Consider the following 23,899-nt stretch of genomic DNA (forward strand, 5'->3'; position numbering starts at 1 on the left):
GGGAGGAACGAGCGTGCACGTCGTCGCGACCGCCGGCCACGTGGACCACGGCAAGTCCACCCTGCTGCGCGCCCTGACCGGGATGGAGCCCGACCGCTGGGCGGAGGAGCGGCGCCGGGGCCTCACCATCGATCTGGGCTTCGTGTGGACCAGCGACCCGGACGTCGCCTTCGTCGACGTGCCGGGCCATGAACGGTTCCTGTCGAACATGCTCGCCGGGGTGGGGCCGGTCCCCGCCGTGCTGTTCGTGGTGGCCGCCGACGGCGGCTGGCAGGTGCAGTCCGAAGAGCACCTGACGGTGCTGGACACGCTCGGCATCCGGCACGGGGTGCTGGCGGTGACGCGGGCCGACCTGGCGGACCCGGCTCCGGTGCTGGCGGAGGCGGCCGAGCGGCTCGGCCGTACGAGCCTGGGCGAGGTCGAGGCGGTGGCCGTCAGCGCGGTCACCGGTCAGGGGCTGCCCGGGCTGCGGGCGGCGCTGGGCAGGCTCACCACCGCCCTGCCCGTCCCCGATCCGTCGGCGGACGTGCGCCTGTGGATCGACCGGGCGTTCACCGTGGACGGGCGTGGCGTCGTCGTCACCGGGACGCTGGGCCACGGCACGCTCAGGACGGCGCAGACACTGGAGATCGCCGGTGCCGGCGAACTCGTCGAGGTGCGCGGCCTGCACAGCCTGAAGGTGGCGCATGAGGAGGTGCGCGGGCCGGCGCGGGTGGCGGTGAACCTGCGCGGGCGGGCGGCGGCCGCGCTGCGCCGGGGCGACGCGCTGGTCGACCCGGACCGCTGGGCGGCGGTCGGCGAGGTGGACGTCCGGCTGGACGCGACCGGCGCCGCCGCGCGGTCGCGGGCGGCGGGGGACGGCGGGGTCGCGCGGGTGCCCGCGCAGCTCGTCTGGCACGTCGGCTCGGCGGCCGTGCCGGCCAGGGTCCGTCCTCTGGGCTCCGGCACCGCCCGCGTCACGCTGAGCCGCCCGCTCCCGCTCCGTCTGGGCGACCGGGCGCTGCTGCGCGACCCCGGCAACCGCCACGTGTACGGGGTGACGCTGCTGGACGTGCGGCCTCCCGCGCTCGGCCGCCGGGGCGCGGCGCGAGCCCGTGCCGCGGAGCTGGCCACGCTGACCGGCGTGCCGGACGGCGCGGCCGAGCTGCGGCGGCGCGGGCTGATGCGGCGCGCCGACCTGCTGGCCATGGGCGCGTCGCCGCCCGGCCCGCCCGTGGCGGGCGACTGGCTCGCGGACGGTGAGCACTGGGCCGGGCTCCGAGACAGGTTGCTCCGGCTGGTCGAGGAGCATGACAGGGCGCATCCGGAGGACCCGGGCCTGACGCCCGAGGCCGTCCGGCAGGCTCTCGGCCTGCCGGACCGCGCCCTCGTCGACGCGCTCGCCGCCGGGACGCCGCTGCGCCGCCGGCGCGGCCGGCTGGCCGCCGCCCTGCCCGTGCTGCCGGAGCGGCTGCGCGGGGCCGTCGCCGCGGTCCAGCGTGATCTGGCCGGCGCCCCCTTCGCCGCGCCCGACGCGGGCAGGCTGGCCGAGCTGGAGCTGGACGCCAGGGCGCTGGCCATCGCCGAGGCCGCCGGCGCGCTGTTGCGGGTGCAGCCGGGAGTCGTGCTGCTGCCGGGCGCTCCGGAGGAGGCGGTGCGGGTCCTGGCCGGGCTGGCGCAGCCGTTCACCGTCGCCCAGGCCCGTCAGGCGATGGGCACCTCCCGCCGGGTGGCGCTCGCGGTGCTGCAGTACCTGGACGGGCTGGGCCGCACCCGTCGCGTCGACGACACGCACCGGATGATCGTCGGGTGAGTACGCCTCGCTAGGATGTGGGGCGGAGGCGACTGGGTGCCTGGTGGCCCTCCCGGTCTTCAAAACCGGTGGCGCCGAGCATCTCGGCGCGGCGGGTTCGATTCCCGTCCGCCTCCGCTCGCATCCGCGCGTGCGAGCCCGCCGGACATCCGCGCACCGTCACGCGGACCGGAGGTCCGACGGCGGCGACACCGCCGTCGGCGCGAGCAGGGGCGAGCGTGGCCGGATCCCCTGACCACGGCGGGCTCACCCGGCGGCGGCCAGGTGGAGGCGGGCGGTCTCCGCGAACTGTCGGAGCTCCGTGTCGGAGGCGGTGCCGCCGATCACGACGAACCTGTCCTTCGACATCGCCGCCACCTCCACCTCGCCGTCGTGGCGGGCGACGTTCCTGGGCCCGGGGACCGAGTCGACGCCGCCCACGGCGCCGCACTCCGCATAGAAGGCCTTGAACGAGTTCATGGCGTCGACCCCGCTCACCACGACCTGCGACACCGTGGTCCCGTCGGTCGCCGTGAAGGTCCGCCACCGGGTCGCGGCCTCCGAGGGCGCGATGATCCGCCTGCCGCAGGGCACCAGGTTCTCGTCCAGCTCGCCCCACGTTCCGTGCGAGGTGGCCGTCACCGTCCACGTCCGGCCGTCCTTGAGCTGGTCCGGCTCCAGGAGAGGCGAGGCGGGGTCGTCGGCCCTCCCGTGGGCGGCGGTGCCGCAGGCGGCGCAGAGCAGCACGACGAGCGTCACGATGGCGCGCTTCACGTCTGGATCCTTCCGGGTGGCGTCATCGTGACTACTGCCCGTGGGCCGCGGAGGTTCCCCGTAGATCGGCGAGATTGCCGGCGGTGATCACGATCCCGGCCACGAAGGCGGCCAGTCCGCAGGCGAGCATCCGGGCGCCCGCCCCACCCGGTACGGGCGGCCATCCCGCCACGAGCGGTGCCGTCGCCAGGGCCAGGAGCACGGCACGGCCGACCTTCGCCGGCGAGACCGGGCTGGTCTCGTCGAGGCATCCGCACGGCACTCCGCCTCTGCGCCGCAGCAGGACGGCCAGGTAGGCCGCCAGTGCCAGGTACCAGAGCGCCACGGCGGCGGCGGCGAACCGCAGCAGGCGGACCTCTCCCGTCAGCCAGCCCGCCAGCACAGCGGCGCCGGCCAGCCCCTCGGCGGGGCCGAACAGCGGCGCGAGCCGTACCAGGAAGGCGGGCAGCAGGTCGTGAGTCCTGATCACCGAGGGCAGGTCGCGGCGGCGCACCGCCGCGACCACCAGCAGCACGGCGCCCGCCAGGGCGAAGCCGGCGGGCAACGTGTCAGAAACGGTCATCTACGTCCAAAGGAGCGCGAGTGACAGCAGGAACCCGGTGGCGCACAAGCGCCCCACCCATGCCGTCGAGGCCAGCAGCTTCGTGTCCCACCGGCGCGGTTCGCCGCTGAGCGCGCGGGAGAGCGGCATGAGCGTCCTGCCCACGCCGAAGCCCAGCCCGGCCAGCAGGCCCGGGCCCAGCCCTCCGGTCAGCACGATGACCAGGACGAGCAGCTGAGGCAACGCCGTCGGGGTGAAGGTGCGCACACCCGTGCCCATCTCGAAGCCGAACTGCAGCGGCCCGGCGAAGCCCGCGCGCGGGATGACGTCCTGCGGCACGAGCCGGCGGTTCTGCGGCAGCGACAGCGGCCGTCCGGCCAGCTCGAAGAGCAGGATGACGGCGACGATCGGGGCGAGCGTCCACAGCCGCACCGCCTCCGGGACGATCGAGGCCAGCCCGCCGAGCGCTCCCATGATGAGCCCGGCCAGCAGCGCGCCGAGCATGAGTCCGAGGGTGAATACCGGTAACTTGCCTCGCCAGACCGACGAGGTCAGCAGGTCCGCTGAGTTGAGGCTTCAAACGGAGCCGGACAGCGAGAACCCGGCGGTCACCCCCAGCAACGTCCAGGCGAGCGGGGTGAACGACGGGGTCCAGACCAGGTGCGCGGCCGCCACCAGGGCCGCGCACAGCGTGATGCCGAGCGCGACCCGGGTGGCGGCGAAGGTGTCGGTCATCCGATGATCAGGGGTTGGCCCAGGAGCAGATGTAGAAGGTGGTCCCGCCGCAGGTGGCGACGTTTCCGTCGGCGCAGCGGTACCGGGTGCCGTTGTGCGTCCAGCGCCAGGCGTTGCGGTCGGTCAGGCTGCCCGCGCCGCACGCCTTGATCGCGTAGCTGTTGTAGCAGGTGCCGGAGGAGCGCAGGAACCAGCCGTCGCCGCCGCAGTAGCTGCGGGAGTACGGGGCTCCGACGCAGACCTTGGTGTTGTCGCTGTAGCCGGCGGTGCTGCTGTAGCCGGCGCAGTCGGTGTACTCGGTGCCCACGACCGCGTGGGCGCTGTTGTTCTTGCCGGGCAGGGCGGACAGCACGTTCAGGGCCAGGGCGCCGCCCAGCACGCCCATGGTCTTGAAGACGGTTCTGCGGGAGGGGGCCGGCCCCGTCAGGCGGGGGCGCCTGCCGCTGACCGGCTCGTCGTCCTCGACGGAGGGCACGTCGGCCCAGTAGCGGTCGACATCGACTGTCATGCGTTTGACCTCTCTGCGGGACTGACGGCGAGGAAGGCGTCGAGGTCCTCGTCGGAGCCGACGACCCTGCGCCATTCCTCCGTCCCGTCGGGGGAGTACTTGACCAGTGACGGGGTCGCGCCGACGGCGACCGTGCCGACCAGGGCAGCGTCGATGACGGGCACGACCTGGCTGCCCGCCACCCACTCGGCGCAACGGTCGGCGGAGCCGAGCACCACGGCGTGCCAGGGCCGGTCGGGGCCGGCCGTGTCGGCGAGGCGCCGGCTGCGCTCCCGGCAGTTGGGGCAGTGCTCGGACACCACCAGGACGAAGGTGGGCAGGCCGTCGTCGGAGGCGAATCTGGCCACCGACCTGACGGCGGGCGCCGCCGGTACGGCCGCCTGCGCCTGGACCAGCTTGCTCTGCAGCTGGCGGACCATGCCCAGCAGTGCGGAGAAGGCGAAGAGCAGCAGGACCGTCCCGAGGAAGGACAGAACCGCCAGCGAATCCAGGAAGGCCCTCATCGGTCTAGCTCAGACTGCACGAGAGGGACTCCACGACGTTGATGAACCGGCTGTCGTCGGGGTTGGCGGCGACGACGGTCGTGGCGGCGGTCTCGTTGACCACGAAGACGGAGCGGGTCTTCACGGCGCCGGACTCGTCCCGCTCGTCGACGCGCCACATCGCGCCGCCGCGCACCCGCTTGCCCGAGGAGCGCGGGATCGCCTCCGAGCTGTCGGCGACCGGCTTGACCTGGACGTTGCAGACCTGGTCGATGGTGTTGACCGCCAGCAGGTTGCCGAGGGTCAGGCCCGACCCCGCCCGGGGCAGCATGGTCAGCCCTTCCGGCGTGTCCTGCACGTCGAACTTGGCAAGGATGTCCATGAAGGTCTCGAACGGGACGGCCGTGCCGTTGATGAAGGTGGCGACCTCGTGATGCGGTCCCACCCACACCATGTTGGTGCCGCTCTCCGGGTCCTCCAGAGACATCAGCCGGCCGCCGTTCCACTGGGCCTCACGTACGGTGAAGCGGGACCAGTCGCCCAGCTGCTTGGAGACGAGCTCGGCCGAGCCCGCCGGGGTGACCTGGAAGCGGATGCCGCCGGTGGGGCCGTGGGCCCAGATGAGGTAGGCCCAGCCGCCGATGAAGGGCTGGGGGTTCCCGTCGACGGTGAGAGTCTGTCCGTTGGGTGCACGCACTTGCATGTCGTCGCCTTCCGCGAGGGGGGGAGAAGGGCACGCCGAACCAGGGTCCACGTGCTGTTTGCGCTGCAAAGGAGGTGCGTACGTGCCGAGCCCTGTCGCGAGGCACGATCAAGATCGATGGGACTATCTCACGCGATCTTGAAGGGGGTCAAGATCTTTGTTCTGGCCGTTGACCGGGGCAGACAGGGCGGTGCGACGAGGGGCGAGACTCCCGCCGGCGTTCAGGTATCGACCGTTCCGGACGGGCATTTCCCAAGGGGCTGCTTGGCCTGTTTCTGCGCATGCGCGAAAGCCGCCGTGGATCTCGTCCACGGGTCGTCCGATTCCGGGGGGCGGCCGCGGAAAGTCCGGAGGGCTTCATGACGACCCACCCGGGCGGGCCGGGGATTCGGGAAGGCGTCGCGGCTCGGTGCCGCTGATCTCGGTGATGTCGGGCAGGGCGCGGGATGACGTCCTTGACGACTGCCTTGACATCCGGCGCTTCCGGTGGTGAGGAGGAAGCGGGGAAGAGCCTCACGGAGAATCGTGAAGAACGTCGATGGAATGTCGCGCCGGTCGGTTCCGCGGGCATTCTCCGGGGCCGCCGGTGTCTTCCCGGACTCGTTCTCGCACGCGGACGGACATCATGCCGGACCGCGCACATCGAGAAGCCATGCGATTCTCTTCTCGGTCCATTCCAGGACATGTCCCGGCGCTTCGCGCCCGCGCCGGCGTCGGCCTCGACGACCGGCGCCGAAGGAGATGGCGCGGTCGTCCGCCGGGCGTCTCGGCGAGCTCACCCACCTGCCGCCCGGCGACCGGGCCGTCAGGACTGGGGGATGCGGGACATCAGTCGCTCCATGCCGTTGACCCAGTTGTCGTGCAGCGCCTGACCGGCGCCGGCCAGGTCGCCGCTCATGAGCAGCTCGGCCACCCGGCAGTGCTCGGCGGCCTCCCGTTCGAGCGGCGTCTCGTCGCCCGCGAGCAGGTGGGCGTAGCGGCGCAGCCCCGCCTTGACGCTGGTGATGAGGTCGAGCAGCCGCTCGTTGCGGCAGCCGCTCAGCAGCAGGTCGTGCCATTCGTCGTCGTGGCGCTCTATCACCTCCTGCTCGGCGATCCGGTCGGGGAAGTCGCGGGCCAGCCGGAGCAGCTCGGGCGCGATCTCGCGCAGGTAGTCGGGATCGGAGCAGCCGAGCGCCAGCGACTCCAGGCCGGCGACGATCTCGCACAGCTCCCGGAACTCCTTCCGGCTCACCGGGGCGAACCGGAACCCCCGGCCCTGGTTGCTCTGGAGCACTCCCTCGCCCGCCAGGGTGATCAGCGCCTCGCGCAGCGGGGTGCGGCTGACGCCCAGCTCGGCCGCCAGCGCGACCTCGTTGATGTCGGTTCCGGCGGCGAACTCACCCCGATCCAGCCTGCTCAGCAGCTCTTCCCGGATCTGCTCGCGTAGCGGTCGCCGGTCGATCGGCATGACGCTCCTTCGGTTTCGGCCAGGCCCAAGTGTAGCTCTTGACGTGATTCAAAATACTGCACTATGAATTCTGAATACAAAACACAGCGAAGGGAGTGCGTGTGAGCCTGACCCGAGTGCCGGGGCTGCTGTTCGGCGGCGACTACAACCCCGAGCAGTGGCCGGAGGAGGTCTGGGCCGAGGACGTCCGGCTCATGGCCGAGGCCGGGGTCACCATGGCCACCGTCGCCGTGTTCGCCTGGTCCCGGCTGGAGCCCGCTCCCGGCGCGTACGACTTCTCCTGGCTCGACCGCGTCCTCGACCTGCTGCACGAGCACGGGGTGGCCGCCGACCTGGCCACCGCGACCGCAACCCCGCCGCCGTGGCTGGTCCGCGACCACCCCGAGGTCATGCCGGTGGACGCCGCGGGCGTGCGGCTGGAGTTCGGCTCCCGCCAGGGCTACTGCCCCAGCTCGCCGGTCTTCCGCGAGCACGCCGTACGGCTGGCGACCGCCATGGCGACCCGCTACGGCGGGCACCCGGCGCTGGCGATGTGGCACGTCGGCAACGAGTACGCCGACCACACGCTGGAGTGCTTCTGCCCCGAGTCCGCCCGGCACTTCCGCGCCTGGCTGCGAGCCCGCTACGGCAGCGTCGGCGCGCTCAACGCCGCCTGGGGCACCTCCTGCTGGGGCCAGCACTACACCGGCTTCGAGCAGGTGGAGCCGCCGCGCAGGGCGCCGGGGCCGGTCAACCCGGGCCAGCTCCTCGACTGGCGGCGCTTCTGCAGCGACGCCCTGCTGGAGCTGTTCACCGCCGAGCGGGACGCGCTGCGCGCGATCACCCCCGGCGTCCCCGTCACCACCAACTTCATGAGCCTGCTGCACGGCCTCGACTACTGGGCGTGGGCGGCGGAGGAGGACCTGGTGAGCGACGACGCCTACCCCGACCCGGCCGACCCCGGCTCGCACGTCGCCGTCGCGCTCAGCTACGACCTGATGCGCTCGCTCAGGCAACGGCCCTGGCTGCTGCTGGAGTCGGCGCCGTCGGCGGTGTCGTGGCGCGAGGTCAACGTCCCCAAGCCGCCCGGCATGATGCGCCTGCACAGCCTCCAGGCGGTCGCCCACGGCGCCGACGGAGTGATGTTCTTCCAGTGGCGCCAGGCCAGGTACGGGCCGGAGAAGTTCCACTCCGCACTGCTCCCGCACGGCGGCGTCCACACCCGCGGCTGGCAGGACACGTTGCGGCTCGGCGCCGACCTGCGGCGCCTGGCGGAGGTCGCGGGCGCCGCCACGCGGGCCGAGGTGGCACTCGTCTTCGGCTGGGAGAGCTGGTGGGGCCTGGAGGCGCCGGAGTCCATGCCGTCCGACCGGCTCCGGCTGAAGGACCTGCTGCTCTCCTGGTACGCGCCGCTGCACGCCCGCGGCATCGCCGTGGACCTGGCGCCGCCGGACCGCGACCTGTCGGCCTACCGCGTGGTCATCGTCCCGAACCTCTACCTGTGCACGGCCGAGCAGGCCAAGGCCCTGGCCGCCGTCACCGGCGAGCTGGTCGTCGGCCCGTTCAGCGGCGTGGTGGACGCCTCGGACCAGGTCCACCCCGGCGGCGCCCCCGGCCCGCTGCGCGACCTGCTGGGCGTCGCCGTGGACGAGTTCTGGCCGCTGCCCGACGGCGCCACGCAGCGGGTACGGCACGCGGACGGCGGCACCGGCCTGGCCCGGACGTGGGCCGAGTGGCTGCGCCCGGACGACGACGTGACGGTGCTGGCCCGCTACGCGGGCGGCGACCTCGACGGGCTGCCCGCCGTCACCCGCAGGGGCCGCGCCACCTACGTGAGCTGCCTCCTCGACGACGTCACGCCCGTGCTCGACCGGGTGCTGGGCGACGTCCCCGCGCTGCGCGTACCCCCCGGGGTCGAGGCCGTCAGGCGGGGCCGGCACCTCTTCCTCCTCAACCACACCATCGACCCGCAGCGGATCACCCTGCCGTTCGCAGGCCGGGACCTGCTCACCGACACCGACCTGCGCGGCTCCGTGGGGCTCGCCCCGCGCGACGCCGTCGTGCTCAGGATCGAAGGAGACACGTGACCCACCCCTACATCCCGAACGCCGAACCGGGCGTGCGGGCCGAGATGCTCGCCGCCATCGGCGCGCGCGACGTCGAGGAGTTCTACGCCGACATCCCCGCCGGGCTGCGGCTCGACCGCCCGCTGGACTTGCCGCCGGCGCTCACGGCCGAGCACGACCTGGCCCGCCACATGAAGGGCCTGCTGGACCGGGTGACCGACACCGAGCAGGCGCTGAGCTTCCTCGGCCACGGCTGCTACCCGCACCACGTGCCGGCCGTCTGCGACGAGGTCAACTCCCGCAGCGAGTTCCTGACCGCGTACGCCGGCGAACCGTACGAGGACCACGGCCGCTTCCAGGCGCTGTTCGAGTACGTCAGCATGATGGGCGAGCTGCTCGAGATGGACGTGGTCAACGTCCCGACCTACGACGGCTTCCAGGCGGCGGGCACGGCGCTGCGGATGGCCTGCCGCCACACCGGACGGTCCAAGGTGCTGGTCAGCGCGGCCGTCAGCGCCGACAAGCTGAGCAAGCTGCGCGACTTCCTCGCCCCGGACATCGAGATCGTCCTCGCCCCGGTGGGGGACGGCGGCGAGATCACCGTCCCTGCCTTCGACGCCGCCTTCGCCGCGATCTACCTGGAGACCCCGAACGTCTACGGCGTCGTGGAGACCCGCGGGCGGGAGCTGGCCGACCTCGCCCACGCCCACGGGGCGCTGCTCGTCGTCGGCGCCGACCCGATCTCGCTGGGCGTGCTCGCCCCGCCCGCCGCCTACGGCGCCGACATCGCCTGCGGCGACATCCAGTCGCTCGGCATGCACCAGAGCCACGGCGGCGGCCACGCCGGCTACATCGCCACCCACGACCACGAGCCGCTGGTCGCCGAGTTCCCGTCCCGGCTGTTCGGCATCGCGCCCACCAAGGTCCCCGGCGAGTACGGCTTCGGCGACGTCTTCTACGACCGCACCTCCTTCGCCCACCGCGAGGAGGGCAAGGAATGGGTGGGCACCGCGGCCGCCCTGTGGGGCATCACGGCCGGCGTCTACCTCGCGCTCCTGGGCCCGCACGGCCTGCGCGAGCTGGGCGAGACCATCCTCGCCCGCACCCGCTACGCCATGGACGCCCTGGCCCGGTCCGTCACCGTGCTGCACCCAGACGCGATCCACTTCCGCGAGTTCGCGATCGAGGTGCCCTCCAGCTCGGCGCTGCTCGACGCGCTGCGCGAGCGCGGCATCTACGGCGGAGTCCCGCTGGACGCGCGCACGGTGCTCGTCTGCGTGACCGAACGCCACTCCATCGCCGACATCGACCGTCTCGCCGCAGCCGTCCAGGAGGTGCTGTGAACACCGCGGAGTCCTTCGCCGAGCTCCCCGTCACGCCGAAGCCGCCGCTGCGCCGCTTCCACCAGGCCCGCTGGGACGAGCCGATCATCTTCGAGCTGTCCAGGCCGGGCCGCCGCGGCCTCGCCGTCCCCGAGCCGGGCGCCGCGCGCGTGGAGCTGCCGGAGTCCGTACGGCGCGCCGAGCCGCCCCGGCTGCCCGAGCTGTCGCAGCAGCTCGTGCTGCGCCACTACCTGCGCCTGTCGCAGGAGAACCTCGGCGCCGACCTCAACGTCGACGTCGGGCAGGGCACCTGCACGATGAAGTACAGCCCCAAGGTCAACGACCGGTTCGCCGCCGCCGTCGCCGAGGTGCACCCCCTCCAGCACGAGGACACCGTGCAGGGCGTCCTGGAGATCTACTGGCGGCTCGAGCGGATGCTGGCCGAGATCTCCGGCCTGTCCCGCGTCTCCCTCCAGCCGGGCTCCGGCTCCGCGGCCATCTACGCCAACATCGCCATGATCCGCGCCTACCACGCGGCCACCGGCGGCGGCGCCAGGGACCAGGTCATCACCACGATGTTCTCCCACCCGTCGAACGCGGCGTGCGCCAAGACCGCCGGCTACGAGGTCATCACCCTCATGCCGGACGCCGACGGCCTGCCCGACATCGAGGCGCTCCGCGCCGCCGTCGGCCCCCGCACCGCCGCCCTCATGATCACCAATCCGGAGGACACCGGCATCTTCAACCCGCGCATCCAGGAGTTCGTCGACCTGGTGCACGAGGCGGGCGGTCTGGCCTGCTACGACCAGGCCAACGCCAACGGCATCCTCGGCATCACCCGCGCCCGCGACGCCGGGTTCGACCTGTGTCACTTCAACCTGCACAAGACGTTCTCCACCCCGCACGCCTGCGGCGGCCCCGCGGCCGGCGCGTGCGGCGTCTCGGCCGAGCTGGCCCCGTTCCTGCCCGGCCCCGTCGTCACCCGCGACGGCGACGCGTACCGGCTGGAGACGCCGCCGCGCTCGATCGGCAAGATCAGGCCGTTCCTGGGCGTCACTCCCAACATCGTCCGGGCGTACGCCTGGATCATGGCCCTGGGCGGCGACGGCCTGCGCCAGGTGGCCGAGACGGCCGCGCTGAACAACAACTACCTCATGCACAAGGTCCTGCAGATCCGCGGCGCGTCCGCGCCCTGGGGCAGGCGGCGCATCGAGCAGGTGCGCTACTCCTGGCAGGAGCTGTCGGAGGAGACCGGGGTGCACTCCGAGGAGATCGGCGTCCGGGCGGCCGACTTCGGCGTGCACTACTGGACCAGCCACCACCCGTACGTGGTGCCCGAACCCTTCACGCTGGAGCCCACGGAGTCGTACACCAAGGAGGACCTGGACGAGTACGCCGCCATCCTGGCCCACGTGGCCGAGGAGGCCCGCCGGGACCCGGAGCTGGTCAAGGGGGCGCCGTACAACCAGACCATCCACAAGATCGACCCCACCCCGCTCGACGACCCCAAGGCGTGGGCGCCCACCTGGCGCGCCTACGTCCGCAAGCACCGCCCATGACCGGGCCGGCGGTGGCGCCGCTCTCCGGACCGGGACTGGTCGGGCTGGTCGTGAACCCGGTCGCCGGGCTGGGCGGCGCGGCGGGGCTCAAGGGCAGCGACGGAGCCGGCACGCAGCGCGAGGCTCTGGCGCGGGGCGCGACGCCGCGGGCGGGGGAGCGGGCGGCGCGGGCCGTCCGCACCCTGCTCGCCCGCCGTCCGGGTACCCGGCTGCTCACGGTGCCGGGCCCCATGGGCGAGGACAGCGTGCGCGCCGCCGGCGCCGCCTGCGACCTGGTACGGCTCGACCCCGCGGCCGACCCGACCGCAGACCCGACAGCCGGTCCGACGGCCGGTCCGACCGCAGACCCGACGGCCGGTCCGATGGCCGACCCGACGGCCGACCCGACGGCCGGTCCGGTGGGCGGGACGACGGCGCGGGACACGCGCCGGGCCGTGGCCGCGCTCGCCGGGGTGGACCTGCTGCTGTTCGCCGGAGGTGACGGGACGGCCCGGGACGTCCTCGACGCGGTCCGCGACCTCGGCGACCGGGCGCCCGCCGTGCTCGGCATCCCGGCGGGAGTGAAGGTCTACTCCGGGTGCTTCGCCGTCGCCCCCGCCGCCGCAGGGTTCCTCGCCGCCGACTTCCTCCACGGGCGCGGGCAGGCCGGCGGTAGACGGACGGTGGAGGCCGAGGTGGTCGATCTCGACGAGGAGGCCTACCGGCGCGGGCTGGTGAGCCCCCGGCTGTACGGGAGCCTGCGCGTCCCGGCCGCCCCGGTCGCCCTCTCCGGGCGCAAGGCCGGCTCGTCCGGCACGGCGCCCGGCACGGTCGACGGGATCGCGCGGGAGGTCGTGGCGCGGATGCGGCCCGGCGTCCGCTACGTCCTCGGGCCCGGCGCCACCACGCAGGCCGTCGGCCGCGCGCTCGGGCTCGCCACCACGCTGCTCGGCGTGGACGTGGCCGAGCTCGGCGACCCCCACCGGCTGGTGGCCGCCGACGTCTCCGAGGCCGAACTGTTCGACCTGGTCAGGGGCACGGAGGCGGTGGTCGTACTCTCGGTCATCGGCGGGCAGGGGTTCGTGCTCGGGCGCGGCAACCAGCAGGTGTCCCCGCGCGTGCTGGACGCCGTGACCGGGATGCTCGTGCTGGCCACCCCGCACAAGCTCGCCGCCCTGGGCGGCCGGCCGCTGCTCGCCGACACCGGTGACGAGGAACTCGACAGCAAGCTCGGCGGGCACGTCCAGGTCATCACCGGACACCGCGAGAGCACGATCTACCGCGTCCGCGCGGCAAGTGAGGAGTACGACGGATGAACACGCTCGCAGGCAAGGTCGCGATCGTCACGGGTGGCGCCTCGGGCATCGGCCGGGCCACCGCCCTGCTGTTCGCCCGGGAGGGCGCCCGCGTGGTGGTGGCCGACATCGACGGCGAGGCCGCCGAGGCGGTGGCCGCGCAGGCCGTCCCGGAGGGGAGCGTCGTGGCGGTGCGGGCGGACGTGTCGCGGCCGGAGGACTGCCGACGGATCGTCGCGACCGCGGTGGACACGTTCGGCGGGCTGCACGTGCTGTTCAACAACGCGGGCATCATCCGCCGAACCACGGCGCTCGACCTCGACGTCGAGGAGTGGGACCGGGTGATGGCGGTCAACGTCCGGTCGGTCTTCCTCATGTGCAAGTACGCCGTCCCCGCCATGACCGAGGGCGGCTCCATCGTCAACACCGGCTCCGGCTGGGGCCTCAAGGGCGGCGGGAACGCGATCTCCTACTGCGCCTCCAAGGCCGCCGTCGTCAACATGACCCGGGCCCTGGCCATCGACCACGCCCGCGCCGGCATCCGGGTCAACTCCGTCAACCCCGGCGACACCGACACGCCCATGCTCCGCGACGAGGCCCGCCAGCTCGGCGAGGACTGGGCCGCCTTCGCCAGCGACGCCGCCGACCGGCCGATGGGCCGGGCCGGGACCCCGGACGAGATCGCCCAGGCCGTCCTGTTCCTGGCGAGTGACGCCGCCAGCTACGTCACCGGCTCCGCCCTCGTCGTCGACGGCGGCGGGCTCGCCTGACCCGCTTCTGCACCACCCCCCGCAAGAACCAAAGGAACCACCATGAAGCGTGCCCTCGCCATCCTCGGCGTCCTCACCCTCGCCACCACCGCCTGCAGCGGCGGCGGCGGGAACGTTCCCGGAACGAGCGGTGGCCCGGTCACCGTCCGCTGGTCCACCTGGGGCTCGGCCGAGGACGTGAAGCTGTACGAGAAGTTCACCGAGGACTTCCACCGGCGGTACCCCGGCATCCGGCTCAAGCTGGAGTCCGTCGCGAAGTACGAGGACTACCACCCCAAGCTGCTCGCCCAGCTCACCAGCAAGACCGCGCCCGACGTGTTCTTCGTGGGCGACGACAACATCGGCAAGTTCGTCTCCGCCGGCGTGCTCACCCCGCTCAACGACAAGCTGGCGGGTCCCGACTCGAAGAGCCGGCCGGAGGACTTCTTCGACGGCGTGTACGGCGGTGCCAAGCGGGACGGCCAGATCTACGGCGTCCCCAACGACACCAACCCCGAGGTCCTCTGGTTCGACAAGAAGGCCCTGAAGGAGGCCGGGATCACCGAGGACCCGGCCGCCCTCCACGAGGCCAAACAGTGGACGATGGCGAAATATCTGGACATGAACGCCAAGCTCAGGGCGGCGGGCAAGGCCGGCTCGATCTTCTGGAACTGGTACGGCTCCACGTACTCGATGATCAACGGCTTCGGCGGGAAGGTGTGGGACGGCGGGAAGTTCGTCGCCACCACCGACCCCAAGTCGCTGGAGGCGCTGCGCACCCTCGCCAAGGGCTACCAGGACAAGACCTTCCTCAGCGCCGACGTCCTGCCCGACAGCAACGGGCCCAGCACCCAGTTCCTCAAGCACAAGGTCGGCTTCTACGCCGGCGGGCGATGGGTGATCGACTCCCTGCGGAAGGGCGGCGAGCTCGACGACTACGACATCGTCCCGTTCCCGTCGCAGACCGGCGAGCCGATGCCCGGCGCCGTCGCCGCCTCCTACCTGTCGATCAACAAGGAGACGAAGCTGCCGAAGGAGGCGTTCACCTTCCTCACCGAGTTCGTCGGCAAGGACGGGCAGCTGCTCCGGCTCAAGGGCGGCGGCGCCGTGCCGTCCGTCAAGGGCGCCGAGCAGGTCGTCCTGGAGGACGGCTACCCCGCCCACGCCCAGACCTTCCTCGACGTGCGCGACACCGGCTTCGCGAACTATCCCGAGGAGGTCGCGGTGCCCGGCCTGACCGCGGCGATCAACGAGCACCTGCTGACGGTGTGGACCGGCAAGGTGGACTTCGACCAGGGCATGACCGAGCTGGCCCGGCTCGTCGAGAGCAAGCTGGGTTAGCCGTGGCCGTCCTCACCCGTCTCCGGCCGAGCCGTCGGCCGGACCCGCGGCCGGGCCTCGCCCGCCCGGCCGCGGGGGTGCGCACCCACGACGGCTGGTGGGCCGCGTTCTTCCTCACGCCCCAGCTCGCGGCGCTGGCCGTGTTCCTGGTCTTCCCGCTCGGGTTCGCCGTCGTGCTGGCGTTCATGCGCTGGGACGGGCTCGGGGCGAAGGAGTGGGCCGGGCTGGACAACTTCGCGGCCCAGCTCGCCGATCCCGACTTCGGGCTGGCGGTGTGGAACACGGTCAAGCTCGCCCTGTTGACCGTGCCGTTCGGGCTGGCCCTGGCGCTGCTCATCGCGATCGCGCTCAACAGCGTCCGGGGGAGCGGCTTCTACCGGGTGCTGTACTTCATGCCCGTGGTCACCAGCTCGGTCGCGGTCGCGCTGATGTGGCAGGTCATCCTGGCCGGCGACGAGTACGGCGTGCTGAACACCTCCCTGGCGCGCTGGTTCGGCGTCGACGCGCCCGACTGGCTCGGCGATCCGGACTGGGTGATCGTGGCCATCGCGGTCGTGACGATCTGGTCGTCGCTCGGGCTGAACGTGGTGATCTTCCTGGCGGGGCTGCAGACGATCCCGCCGCAGATCGTGGAGGCCGCCCGGGTGGACGGCGCGAGCGGGCTGCGGATCTTCCGCTCGGTCACGCTGCCCATGCTCTCGCCCACGATCTTCTTCTCCACGGTCGTCGCGGTGATCAGCTCGTTCCAGGCGTTCGACCAGATCTACGTGCTGGTCAACCCGAAGCACAACGAGGGGGCGCGCACGATCGTCTACCAGGTCTACGAGCTGGGGTTCCAGGACTTCCAGTTCGGCATGAGCAGCGCCGCCGCGCTGATCCTGCTCGTCCTGACGCTGCTCGTGACACTCGTCCAGTTCGCCGCGCAGAAGCGCCTCGTCCACTACGACTCGTGAGGGGAGCCCCGATGCGACCCCGGCAGGTGGCCCTGCACGCCGCGCTCACCCTTGGCGGGCTGGCGATGCTGTTCCCGTTCGCCTGGATGCTGCTGACGTCGTTCAAGGGCGTGCGGCAGATGCTGAACAACCCGCTCGACTGGTTGCCCGACCCGTGGCGCTGGCAGAACTACCCCGACGCCCTCGCGGCGATGCCGTTCGGCACCGCGTACTGGAACAGCCTCTACATCGCCGCGGTGACCGTCGCGCTCACCCTGCTCACCTCGGCCATGGCCGCCTACGCCTTCGCCCGGATCAGGTTCAGGGGCTCGGAGGTGCTGTTCGTGGTGTTCCTGGCCACGCAGATGGTGCCGGCGCAGGTCACGATCGTGCCGCTCTACCTCATGCTGGCAGAGTTCGGCTGGATCGACTCGCACCTGTCGCTGATCGTGCCGGCGGTGGCCAACCCGTTCGCGGTGTTCCTGCTGCGGCAGTTCATCAGGGCGGTGCCGGTGGAGCTGGAGGAGGCGGCCCGGATGGACGGCGCCGGCCGCTGGCGGTGCTTCTGGAACATCGTGCTGCCGAACATCCGCCCCGGGCTCGGCGCGCTCGGCATCATCGCCTTCCTGACCTCCTGGAACTCCTTCTTCTTCCCGCTGATCTTCCTGAACTCGCCCGAGCTGGCCACCGTGCCGCTGCTGCTCAGCCAGTTCTCCGGAGAGCGCACGGCGGTCGACTACGGGCTGATCCTGGCCGGGTCCGCGATCGCGGTGGTGCCCACGCTGATCGCCTTCCTGATCGGGCAACGGAGGATCATCAACTCGATGGCGGCCTCCGGACTGGGCGGGCGATGATGCTGGACCTGCGCGAACGACCCTTCACCGACCGGGGATCCCGGCTGCTGGTGATGGCGGCGGACGACGGCTCCCTCCGGATCGCCGCCGCCCGCTACGAGACCCCGCTCCGCGACACGACCGTCCTGACGGGCCTGCGCGTCCTCGCCGGCGACCGGGAGCTCCCCGTACGGCGCGCCCTGCCGGACCGCGTCGACTTCGCGCCCGGAGCCACGGACCGGGCCTTCGACCGGGCCTCTGGCGGAACCCCTGGCGGGGCCTCTGAGGGGGCCCCGGACGGGGACGACGGCGGGGCCGCCGGACTGGCGGGCGGGGTGTCCATGGCCTTCGCCGGCCCGGACACGATCGTGCTCGTCGGCACGGCCGCGCGCGCCGTGTGGGACGGCGGCCACGCCGACGTCGACGGCTGCCTCGTCCTGGTGGGTCCGGCGGCCGGCGCGGACCCCGCAGCCGCCGGGGACGTCCGGCACGTCGTCGTGCCGGGCGGGCCGCGCCCCGACGGGCGGGCGGTGTTGCAGGCGGCCGGGGCGCGCTGGCGCGACTGGTTCGCCCGGATGCCCGCCGTGCCCGCCGAGCTGCGCGACCGCGCCCGCCAGGCGTGGTGGACCCTGGCGGTCAACCTGGTGACCATCCGGGGCAGGGAGTCGCTGATCCCGTCCAAGTACGGCTACGTCGGCCTGTGGAACTGGGACTCCTACTTCCACGCGATCGCCCTCCGGCACGCCGACCCGGCGCTGGCCAGGGAGCAGATCCGCATCCTCCTCGACCACCAGCGCCCGGACGGCCTGATCCCCGACGTGGTGCACGACCACGGGGCACTCGCCGAGACGACCGACCTGCCCCGCTCCGACCTGGCCCGGCTGGCCCAGCACGTGGGCGGCGAGCCGGTCAGGGAGGTCGTGCCCGTCACCAAGCCGCCGCTCACCGCGTGGGCCGTCTGGAAGATCCACGAGGTGGACCCCGACCCGGACTTCCTGGCCGAGGTGTACGAGCCGCTGGCCCGCTCGCAGGCGTGGTGGTTCGCCCGTTCCGACCCCGACGGCGACGGCCTGGCCGAATACCTCCACCCGTACAGCTCGGGCCTGGACGACAGCCCGATCTGGGACGCCGGGCCACGCGCCGAGCCGCCGGACCTCAACTCCTACCTCGCCCTGCAGTACGACCGGCTCGGCGACATCGCCGCCGCGCTCGGCCGGGACCCCGCGGGCTGGCGGGCCCGGGCGGGTGCGCTGGTGAACCTCATGGTGACGCGCCGGTGGACCGGCAGCCGGTTCGTCACCCTGGTCGGCGGGCGGGAGGCGGACGTGCGCACCCCGCTGGAGCTGCTGCCGCTGTTGACGGGACGGTTGCCGGCGGGCATCGCCGACCGGCTCGTCGCGGACCTGCGCTCGCCGAGCTTCTGGGCGGAGCGCCCGGTGCCGACCGTCGCGTTCGACGACCCCAGGTTCGACCCCGACGCCATGTGGCGGGGCCCGGTCTGGCTGAACGTCAACTACCTGCTGATCGAGGGCCTGCGCCGGTCGGGCCACCAGGAGACGGCCCGGGAGCTGCGCGACCGGACGCTCGCGATGGTCCGCGACGGCGGCGGCCTGTACGAGTACTGGAACCCGCTGACCGGCCGCCGGGCGGGCCGGGCGACGAGCGGCTTCGGCTGGTCGGCCGCCCTCTTCGTGGACCTCGCCCACGACGCCGTCCTGAACCCCTGAATCCCGCCGGACGGGCGGCGTGGCCGGTGCCGCGCCGTCCCGGGCGGCTGCCGGCCGTGACCGGGGCCGCCCGCGAACGGATCAGCCGAAGACCGCCGGCGGCGGGACGGGGGCCGAGACCGGCTCGCCGTCCCTGATCGGCGGGGCGCCGGCGACGAACCTCGTCAGCTCCTCACCGTGCAGGCAGCGCGCCTGGGTGAGGCCGCCGGCGGCGCGCCGCGTGAGGAGGTCCACCGGCAGTCCGGACCGCGCCGCCGCCACGATGAGATTGCCGAACCGGCGGCCCCGCAGCACACCCGGCTCGGCCAGCAGCGCCACGTCGCCGAACGTGCCGCGCACCGTGGCCACCAGCCGCCGCGCGAACGCGAGCCCCTTGCCGTCGGCCAGGTTGACCAGCAGGGTCCCCGACGGGCGCAGCACCCGGGCCAGGTCGCTCATGTATTCGGCCGTGGCCAGCTCGACCGGCATGGTCGCCCCGGCGAACGCGTCGAGGACGACCAGGTCGGCCGTGCCGTCCCACACCCGGGCGACGCCCTCCCGGCCGTCGAGCACCATGACCTTCAGCCGCGGCACCGAGCGCAGGTCGAGCTGCTCGCGGATCAGGTCGACCAGCAGCCCGTCGGGCTCGATGACGATGTGCCGCGAGCCCGGCCGGGTCGTGGCGACGTAACGGGGGATCGTGCAGGCCCCGCCGCCGACGTGGACGCAGCTCAACGCTCCGCCCGGCATGAGGTCGATCACGTCGGCCATCAGCCGTACGTACTCGAAGTCCAGGTATGTGGGGTCTTGTAGATCGACGTACGACTGAGGTACGCCATCCTTGGACAGCACCCAGCCGTCCTGCCGGTCCAGATCCCGGAGAAGCTCGATCTCGCCGAACGTCACCGGGTACAGGCCGGGCATCGGCTCCCGCTGTGCTCGTGCCACGCTGTTCCCTCCCAGGGAGAACCGTATGCGACGACGAAGGCTGATCGCGTTGGTCATCGCGGTGACGGCGATCATCGCAGCGTACGGCTTCGCGGTCCTGTCGGCCCAGCGCGTACGGGGAAGCGCCGAGGAGGTGGCGGCGGCCTACTTCCGCGCCTGGCGGGAGGCGGACGTGCGGGCGATGGCTGGCCTGGTGCACCGCCCGCCGGCCGACTTCGTCAGCAGACATGTCGACCTCAGCGAGAAGCTGCGTGTCCAGTCCATCGAGCTGCGGCCCGGCCCGGTCCGCCGCACGGGGGAGGACACGGCGGAGGTGGCCTTCGCCGGCACCCGGCGGCTGCGCGACCTCGGGCCGTGGCCGTTCACCGCGACGCTGCGCCTCGGCGTGCGGGAGCGGGAGTGGAAGGTGCTGTGGACGCCGGAGACGCTGCACCCGCTGCTCAAGGACGGCGGCACCCTGGATCTGGCCGCGTTCGCCGGACCCCCGCCCGAGCTGGTCACGGGTGAGGGCGACCCGATCCCGCGCAACAGCTACGCCGACGCCTACCTCGCCCGGCTCAGGGCGGAGTTCGAGCCGGCGGAGGAGGGCCTGGCGCTGGTCGCCGCGGTGCCCGGACGGGCCGAGCAGCGGCTGCTGGCCGTGACGCCCGAGCAGGACGTCCGGCGCACCACCCTGTCACGGCCGGTGCAGGCGGCGGCGGCTCGGGCGCTGGACGGCGTGCAGGACGCCGCCATCGTCGCGTTACGGCCCAGCACCGGCGAGGTGCTGGCGGTGGCCGACCGGTTGCTGGACGACCGCAGCGCCTTCCACGACCTGTTCCCGCCGGGTTCCACGTTCAAGACGATCACGGCGGCGGCGCTGCTGCGGGCCGGGCTCGACCCGGCCTCGGAGGTGAGCTGCCCCGCCACGTACACGATCCCGTTCCACCGGTCCTTCGGCAACGCGGGCGGGCTGGACCGCGGCACCCTGTCGTTCGCCGACGCCTTCGCCCACTCGTGCAACACCACGTTCGTGCAGGAGGCCGTCACCCGGCTGGACGAGGAGGACCTGCGGGCGACGGCCGAGGAGTGGGGCTTCCACCGCTCGCTGCCCACCGGCGTGGGCGGCAGGTGCGGCGCGCTGGAGGACCCCGCGAACCTCGACTGGTTCGGCGCGAACGCCATCGGCCAGGGCACGGTCGTGGCCAGCCCGCTGTGCATGGCCGCCGTCGCGGCGGCGGTCAGCGACGGCACCTGGCGCCCGCCGCGGCTGCTCGCGGCCGAGGAGGTGCGCGCCGTCGAGGGCTCGCCGCCGGAGCCGGTGACCCTGGACGCGGGGGTCGTCGCCGCGCTGCGCGAGATGATGGCGGCCGTCGTGGACCACGGGACGGCCGGCGGGGCGGGCCTGCCGGCCGGCGTCTCCGGCAAGACGGGAACGGCCGAGGTGGAGGGGCGGCCGGACCACGGCTGGTTCATCGGCTACCGGGGCGACCTGGCCTTCTGCGTCTTCGTGCGGCACGGCGGCTCGGGGCGGTCGGCCGCCCTGCCGATCACCGCCCGTTTCGTCAACGGACTCTGACGCCCGCGGGCCGTGTCCGGTGGGCCCCACGGGCCGGGCGACGGTAACCTACGGTACCGTAGGTTTCATGACGACCATCACCGCGAAGCCCCTCCTCCGTGGCTGGTTGCACACCGGAGCGCTGCCCGTGACCCTCGTCGCCGGGTTCGTGCTCGTGGCGCTCGGCCCCACGCTCCAGGCCCGGATCGCCTCGGCGATCTACGCCGTCACCTCGGCCCTGCTCTTCGGCGTCTCGGCCACCTACCATCGCGGCCGGCTGGGCCCCCGGCTGGCCGAGGCGCTGCGCCGCTTCGACCACGCCAACATCTATCTGATCATCGCGGGCACCTACACCCCGTTCGCGCTGCTGGCCCTGGACGGGGCGGCCCGCGTCGCCGTGCTGGGCGTCACCTGGGGCGGCGCGCTGGCCGGCGTGGTGTTCCGGGTGTGCTGGATGACAGCGCCGCGCTGGCTCTACACGGCCCTCTACCTCGCCCTCGGCTGGACGGCGATCTTCGTCATGCCGCAGCTCCTGGCCGGCGCGGGCGTGGCGGCCGTCGTGCTGGTCGCCGTCGGCGGGCTGTTCTACAGCGCCGGAGCCGTGGTCTACGGCCTGCGCCGGCCCGACCCCTCGCCCCGCTGGTTCGGCTTCCACGAGGTGTTCCACGCCTTCACCCTCGCGGCCTACCTCGTGCAGTACATCGCGGTCTCGATCGTGGTCTACTCCACCTCTTGACGCGACCGGGCCGACTTTTGACCCGTGGGTGGTCTGTATTCGGGATCTTTCTGGACAACAGACCAACATGGAACAACTCGCACGAGTCTGGTGGATGGTCCTGATCCGAGGGATCGCCGCGATCATCTTCGGCATCCTCGCGCTCATCTGGCCGGCGATCACGCTCTACGTACTGGTGATCTTCTTCGGCGCGTACGCGCTGGTGCACGGCTTCTTCACGCTGTTCTCCGGGTTCCGTCACGACGCCAAGTCGCGGGCCTGGCTGATCATCTCCGGGATCGTCAGCATCCTGGCGGGCATCATCGCGCTCGTCTGGCCGGGCATCACGTCGCTGGCCCTGCTCTACGTGGTGGCGTTCTGGGCCATCGTCACCGGCATCTCGGAGATCGTGGCCGGCATCCAGATGCGCAAGGTCATCGAGAACGAGTGGGCGCTCATCCTGGGCGGCGCGCTGTCGGTCATCTTCGGCGTTCTTCTGCTGATCTGGCCGGGCGCGGGCCTGCTCACGCTCGTCTGGCTGGTCGGCGTCTTCGCCATCCTGTACGGCCTGGCGACGGTCGTCCTGTCGTTCAGATTGAAGAAGCTTGCGCCGCAGCACTAAAATCCGGAAATTTTCCGGATGAAAGCCGGTTAAGGTGGGGAACGTATGCCGTGTCGGCTCAACGTGGAGGACACATGGACGTACACGCCCGCCTCGCCCGGCACCTGCTCGTCGACGGCTACCGGCTCGTGCTCGATCTGGAGCGCAGTCAGGGCTCCTGGCTCGTCGACGCCCGTGACGGCCGCCGCTACCTCGACTTCTACACGTTCTTCGCCTCCGCGCCGCTCGGCGTGAACCCGCCCTTCTCCCCGCAGACCACCGAGTTGCTCGGCCGGGTCGCGCGCAACAAGCCCGCCAACCCCGACATGTACACCGAGCACCTCGCCGACTTCGTCGACACCTTCACCCGCGTGCTCGGCGACCCCGACCTGCCCCACCTGTTCTTCGTCGAGGGCGGCGCGCTGGCCGTGGAGAACGCCCTGAAGACGGCGTTCGACTGGAAGAGCCGCCGCAACGAGGCCGCCGGCCGCTCGCCCGACCTCGGCACCCGCGTCATGCACCTCACCCGTGCCTTCCACGGCCGCAGCGGCTACACGCTCAGCCTGACCAACACCGAGCCCGGCAAGACCGACCGCTTCCCCAAGTTCGACTGGCCGCGCATCGACGTGCCCGCCGTCCACCTCGGCGACGTCGAGGCGGCCGAGGCCCGCGCGCTGGCGCAGGCGCGGGAGGCGTTCGAGCGCCATCCGCACGACATCGCCTGCTTCATCGCCGAGCCCATCCAGGGCGAGGGCGGCGACAACCACATGCGGCCCGAGTTCCTGCAGGCCATGCAGCGCCTGTGCCACGAGCACGACGCGCTGTTCGTGCTGGACGAGGTGCAGACGGGCGGTGGCACGACCGGCACCCCGTGGGCCTACCAGCAGCTCGGCCTGGCGCCCGACATCGTGGCGTTCGCCAAGAAGGTGCAGGTCGGCGGGATCATGGCGGGCCGCCGGGTGGACCAGGTGCCCGACAACGTCTTCCAGGTCAGCGGCCGGATCAACTCCACCTGGGGCGGTGGCCTGGTGGACATGGTCCGCTCGCGCGCGCTCCTGGAGATCATCGAGCGTGACCGGCTCATCCGGCGCGCCACCGTGCTGGGCGAGCACCTGGTCGAGCGGCTCACCAAGCTGCAGGCCGAACGCCCCGACGTCGTGTCGAGCGTGCGCGGCCGCGGCCTGATGTGCGCCTTCGACCTGCCCGACCGGGCCGCCCGCGACGCCTTCGTCACCCGGCTGCGGGAGGGGCACGGCGTGCTCGCGCTGTCCTGCGGCCCCCGCTCGGTCCGGCTGCGCCCGGCGCTCAACATCCCCGACGACGACGTCGACCACGGCCTCGCCGCCATCGCGGCCGCCCTCGGCTGAGTACGC

Annotated in this window: 23 protein-coding genes and 1 tRNA gene; 15 read left to right on the forward strand and 9 right to left on the reverse strand. The window is 72.7% G+C overall.

Annotated elements, in window-relative coordinates:
- The first annotated feature begins 13 nt into the window (after positions 1-13).
- Both CXR44_RS17260 and CXR44_RS17265 read left to right on the forward strand, forming a co-directional pair.
- Positions 14-1,792 (forward strand): selenocysteine-specific translation elongation factor, encoded by a 1,779-nt coding sequence (locus CXR44_RS17260; RefSeq protein ID WP_101787091.1) that lies wholly within the window; start codon positions 14-16, stop codon positions 1,790-1,792.
- A gap of 24 nt (positions 1,793-1,816) precedes the next feature.
- Positions 1,817-1,909, forward strand: a tRNA-Sec gene (locus CXR44_RS17265).
- 129 nt (positions 1,910-2,038) lie between these two features.
- On the opposite strand, the gene CXR44_RS17270 is transcribed toward CXR44_RS17265, so the two are convergent.
- The 8 genes from CXR44_RS17270 to CXR44_RS17300 all read right to left on the reverse strand — a co-directional run bounded on the left by CXR44_RS17270 (position 2,039) and on the right by CXR44_RS17300 (position 6,964).
- Entirely contained in the window at positions 2,039-2,545 is a 507-nt protein-coding gene (locus CXR44_RS17270) for a hypothetical protein (RefSeq protein WP_101787092.1), read from the reverse strand.
- Between the two features lie 31 nt (positions 2,546-2,576).
- Positions 2,577-3,107, reverse strand: coding sequence for a MauE/DoxX family redox-associated membrane protein (locus CXR44_RS17275; RefSeq protein ID WP_144069989.1), 531 nt, complete (start codon positions 3,105-3,107; stop codon positions 2,577-2,579).
- Positions 3,108-3,590 carry a hypothetical protein gene (locus CXR44_RS17280; protein ID WP_101787094.1) on the reverse strand — a complete coding sequence of 161 codons (483 nt, stop codon included), beginning with the start codon at positions 3,588-3,590 and terminating at the stop codon, positions 3,108-3,110.
- A 72-nt stretch (positions 3,591-3,662) separates the two neighbouring features.
- A complete protein-coding gene (locus CXR44_RS39480; protein WP_180903501.1) occupies positions 3,663-3,821 on the reverse strand; it encodes a hypothetical protein in 159 nt (52 codons plus the stop codon).
- A 7-nt stretch (positions 3,822-3,828) separates the two neighbouring features.
- Positions 3,829-4,329 carry a hypothetical protein gene (locus tag CXR44_RS17285; protein ID WP_101787095.1) on the reverse strand — a complete coding sequence of 167 codons (501 nt, stop codon included), beginning with the start codon at positions 4,327-4,329 and terminating at the stop codon, positions 3,829-3,831.
- A complete protein-coding gene (locus CXR44_RS17290; RefSeq protein WP_101787096.1) occupies positions 4,326-4,832 on the reverse strand; it encodes a hypothetical protein in 507 nt (168 codons plus the stop codon). Before CXR44_RS17290 ends, CXR44_RS17285 begins: the two co-directional genes overlap by 4 nt.
- A gap of 4 nt (positions 4,833-4,836) precedes the next feature.
- Positions 4,837-5,514: a hypothetical protein gene (locus CXR44_RS17295; RefSeq protein WP_144069990.1), complete on the reverse strand. Its 678-nt coding sequence runs from the start codon at positions 5,512-5,514 to the stop codon at positions 4,837-4,839.
- A gap of 805 nt (positions 5,515-6,319) precedes the next feature.
- Positions 6,320-6,964 (reverse strand): GntR family transcriptional regulator, encoded by a 645-nt coding sequence (locus tag CXR44_RS17300; RefSeq protein WP_101787098.1) that lies wholly within the window; start codon positions 6,962-6,964, stop codon positions 6,320-6,322.
- 101 nt (positions 6,965-7,065) lie between these two features.
- Here CXR44_RS17300 and CXR44_RS17305 point away from each other — a divergent pair, with 101 nt between their 5' ends.
- The 9 genes from CXR44_RS17305 to CXR44_RS17345 are packed head-to-tail and all read left to right on the forward strand — an operon-like array spanning position 7,066 to position 18,746.
- Complete coding sequence (locus tag CXR44_RS17305; protein ID WP_219601852.1) at positions 7,066-9,030, forward strand: beta-galactosidase; 1,965 nt, start codon at positions 7,066-7,068, stop codon at positions 9,028-9,030.
- Positions 9,027-10,352, forward strand: a complete 1,326-nt coding sequence (gene gcvPA, locus CXR44_RS17310) for an aminomethyl-transferring glycine dehydrogenase subunit GcvPA (protein ID WP_101787100.1) — start codon at positions 9,027-9,029, stop codon at positions 10,350-10,352. Before CXR44_RS17305 ends, gcvPA begins: the two co-directional genes overlap by 4 nt.
- Positions 10,349-11,890 carry an aminomethyl-transferring glycine dehydrogenase subunit GcvPB gene (gene gcvPB, locus CXR44_RS17315; protein WP_101787101.1) on the forward strand — a complete coding sequence of 514 codons (1,542 nt, stop codon included), beginning with the start codon at positions 10,349-10,351 and terminating at the stop codon, positions 11,888-11,890. The genes gcvPA and gcvPB overlap by 4 nt, the downstream gene beginning before the upstream one ends.
- The gene (locus tag CXR44_RS17320; protein ID WP_101787102.1) at positions 11,887-13,185 is read left to right on the forward strand and encodes an ATP-NAD kinase family protein; all 1,299 of its coding nucleotides are present in this window, start codon (positions 11,887-11,889) and stop codon (positions 13,183-13,185) included. Before gcvPB ends, CXR44_RS17320 begins: the two co-directional genes overlap by 4 nt.
- The gene (locus CXR44_RS17325; protein WP_101787103.1) at positions 13,182-13,934 is read left to right on the forward strand and encodes an SDR family NAD(P)-dependent oxidoreductase; all 753 of its coding nucleotides are present in this window, start codon (positions 13,182-13,184) and stop codon (positions 13,932-13,934) included. Before CXR44_RS17320 ends, CXR44_RS17325 begins: the two co-directional genes overlap by 4 nt.
- A 42-nt stretch (positions 13,935-13,976) precedes the next feature.
- Positions 13,977-15,254: an ABC transporter substrate-binding protein gene (locus CXR44_RS17330; protein ID WP_101787104.1), complete on the forward strand. Its 1,278-nt coding sequence runs from the start codon at positions 13,977-13,979 to the stop codon at positions 15,252-15,254.
- 2 nt (positions 15,255-15,256) lie between these two features.
- Positions 15,257-16,207 (forward strand): carbohydrate ABC transporter permease, encoded by a 951-nt coding sequence (locus tag CXR44_RS17335; protein WP_101787105.1) that lies wholly within the window; start codon positions 15,257-15,259, stop codon positions 16,205-16,207.
- A gap of 11 nt (positions 16,208-16,218) precedes the next feature.
- A complete protein-coding gene (locus tag CXR44_RS17340; protein WP_101787106.1) occupies positions 16,219-17,040 on the forward strand; it encodes a carbohydrate ABC transporter permease in 822 nt (273 codons plus the stop codon).
- Complete coding sequence (locus CXR44_RS17345) at positions 17,037-18,746, forward strand: amylo-alpha-1,6-glucosidase (RefSeq protein ID WP_101787107.1); 1,710 nt, start codon at positions 17,037-17,039, stop codon at positions 18,744-18,746. The genes CXR44_RS17340 and CXR44_RS17345 overlap by 4 nt, the downstream gene beginning before the upstream one ends.
- An 81-nt stretch (positions 18,747-18,827) precedes the next feature.
- On the opposite strand, the gene CXR44_RS17350 is transcribed toward CXR44_RS17345, so the two are convergent.
- The gene (locus CXR44_RS17350; RefSeq protein WP_101787108.1) at positions 18,828-19,649 is read right to left on the reverse strand and encodes a spermidine synthase; all 822 of its coding nucleotides are present in this window, start codon (positions 19,647-19,649) and stop codon (positions 18,828-18,830) included.
- Between the two features lie 49 nt (positions 19,650-19,698).
- Between CXR44_RS17350 and CXR44_RS17355 the strand changes: the two genes are divergently transcribed.
- The 4 genes from CXR44_RS17355 to lat all read left to right on the forward strand — a co-directional run bounded on the left by CXR44_RS17355 (position 19,699) and on the right by lat (position 23,893).
- Positions 19,699-21,231, forward strand: a complete 1,533-nt coding sequence (locus CXR44_RS17355; protein WP_101787109.1) for a penicillin-binding transpeptidase domain-containing protein — start codon at positions 19,699-19,701, stop codon at positions 21,229-21,231.
- Between the two features lie 67 nt (positions 21,232-21,298).
- Entirely contained in the window at positions 21,299-21,946 is a 648-nt protein-coding gene (trhA, locus tag CXR44_RS17360; protein WP_101787110.1) for a PAQR family membrane homeostasis protein TrhA, read from the forward strand.
- A gap of 94 nt (positions 21,947-22,040) precedes the next feature.
- The gene (locus CXR44_RS17365; RefSeq protein WP_245899230.1) at positions 22,041-22,547 is read left to right on the forward strand and encodes an HdeD family acid-resistance protein; all 507 of its coding nucleotides are present in this window, start codon (positions 22,041-22,043) and stop codon (positions 22,545-22,547) included.
- Positions 22,548-22,621: 74 nt separating this feature from the next.
- Positions 22,622-23,893 carry an L-lysine 6-transaminase gene (gene lat / locus CXR44_RS17370; protein ID WP_101787112.1) on the forward strand — a complete coding sequence of 424 codons (1,272 nt, stop codon included), beginning with the start codon at positions 22,622-22,624 and terminating at the stop codon, positions 23,891-23,893.
- The last annotated feature ends 6 nt before the right edge of the window (positions 23,894-23,899 follow it).

Origin of the sequence: Nonomuraea indica (assembly GCF_002850745.1) — a bacterium.
GTDB classification, from domain to species: Bacteria; Actinomycetota; Actinomycetes; order Streptosporangiales; family Streptosporangiaceae; genus Nonomuraea; species Nonomuraea indica.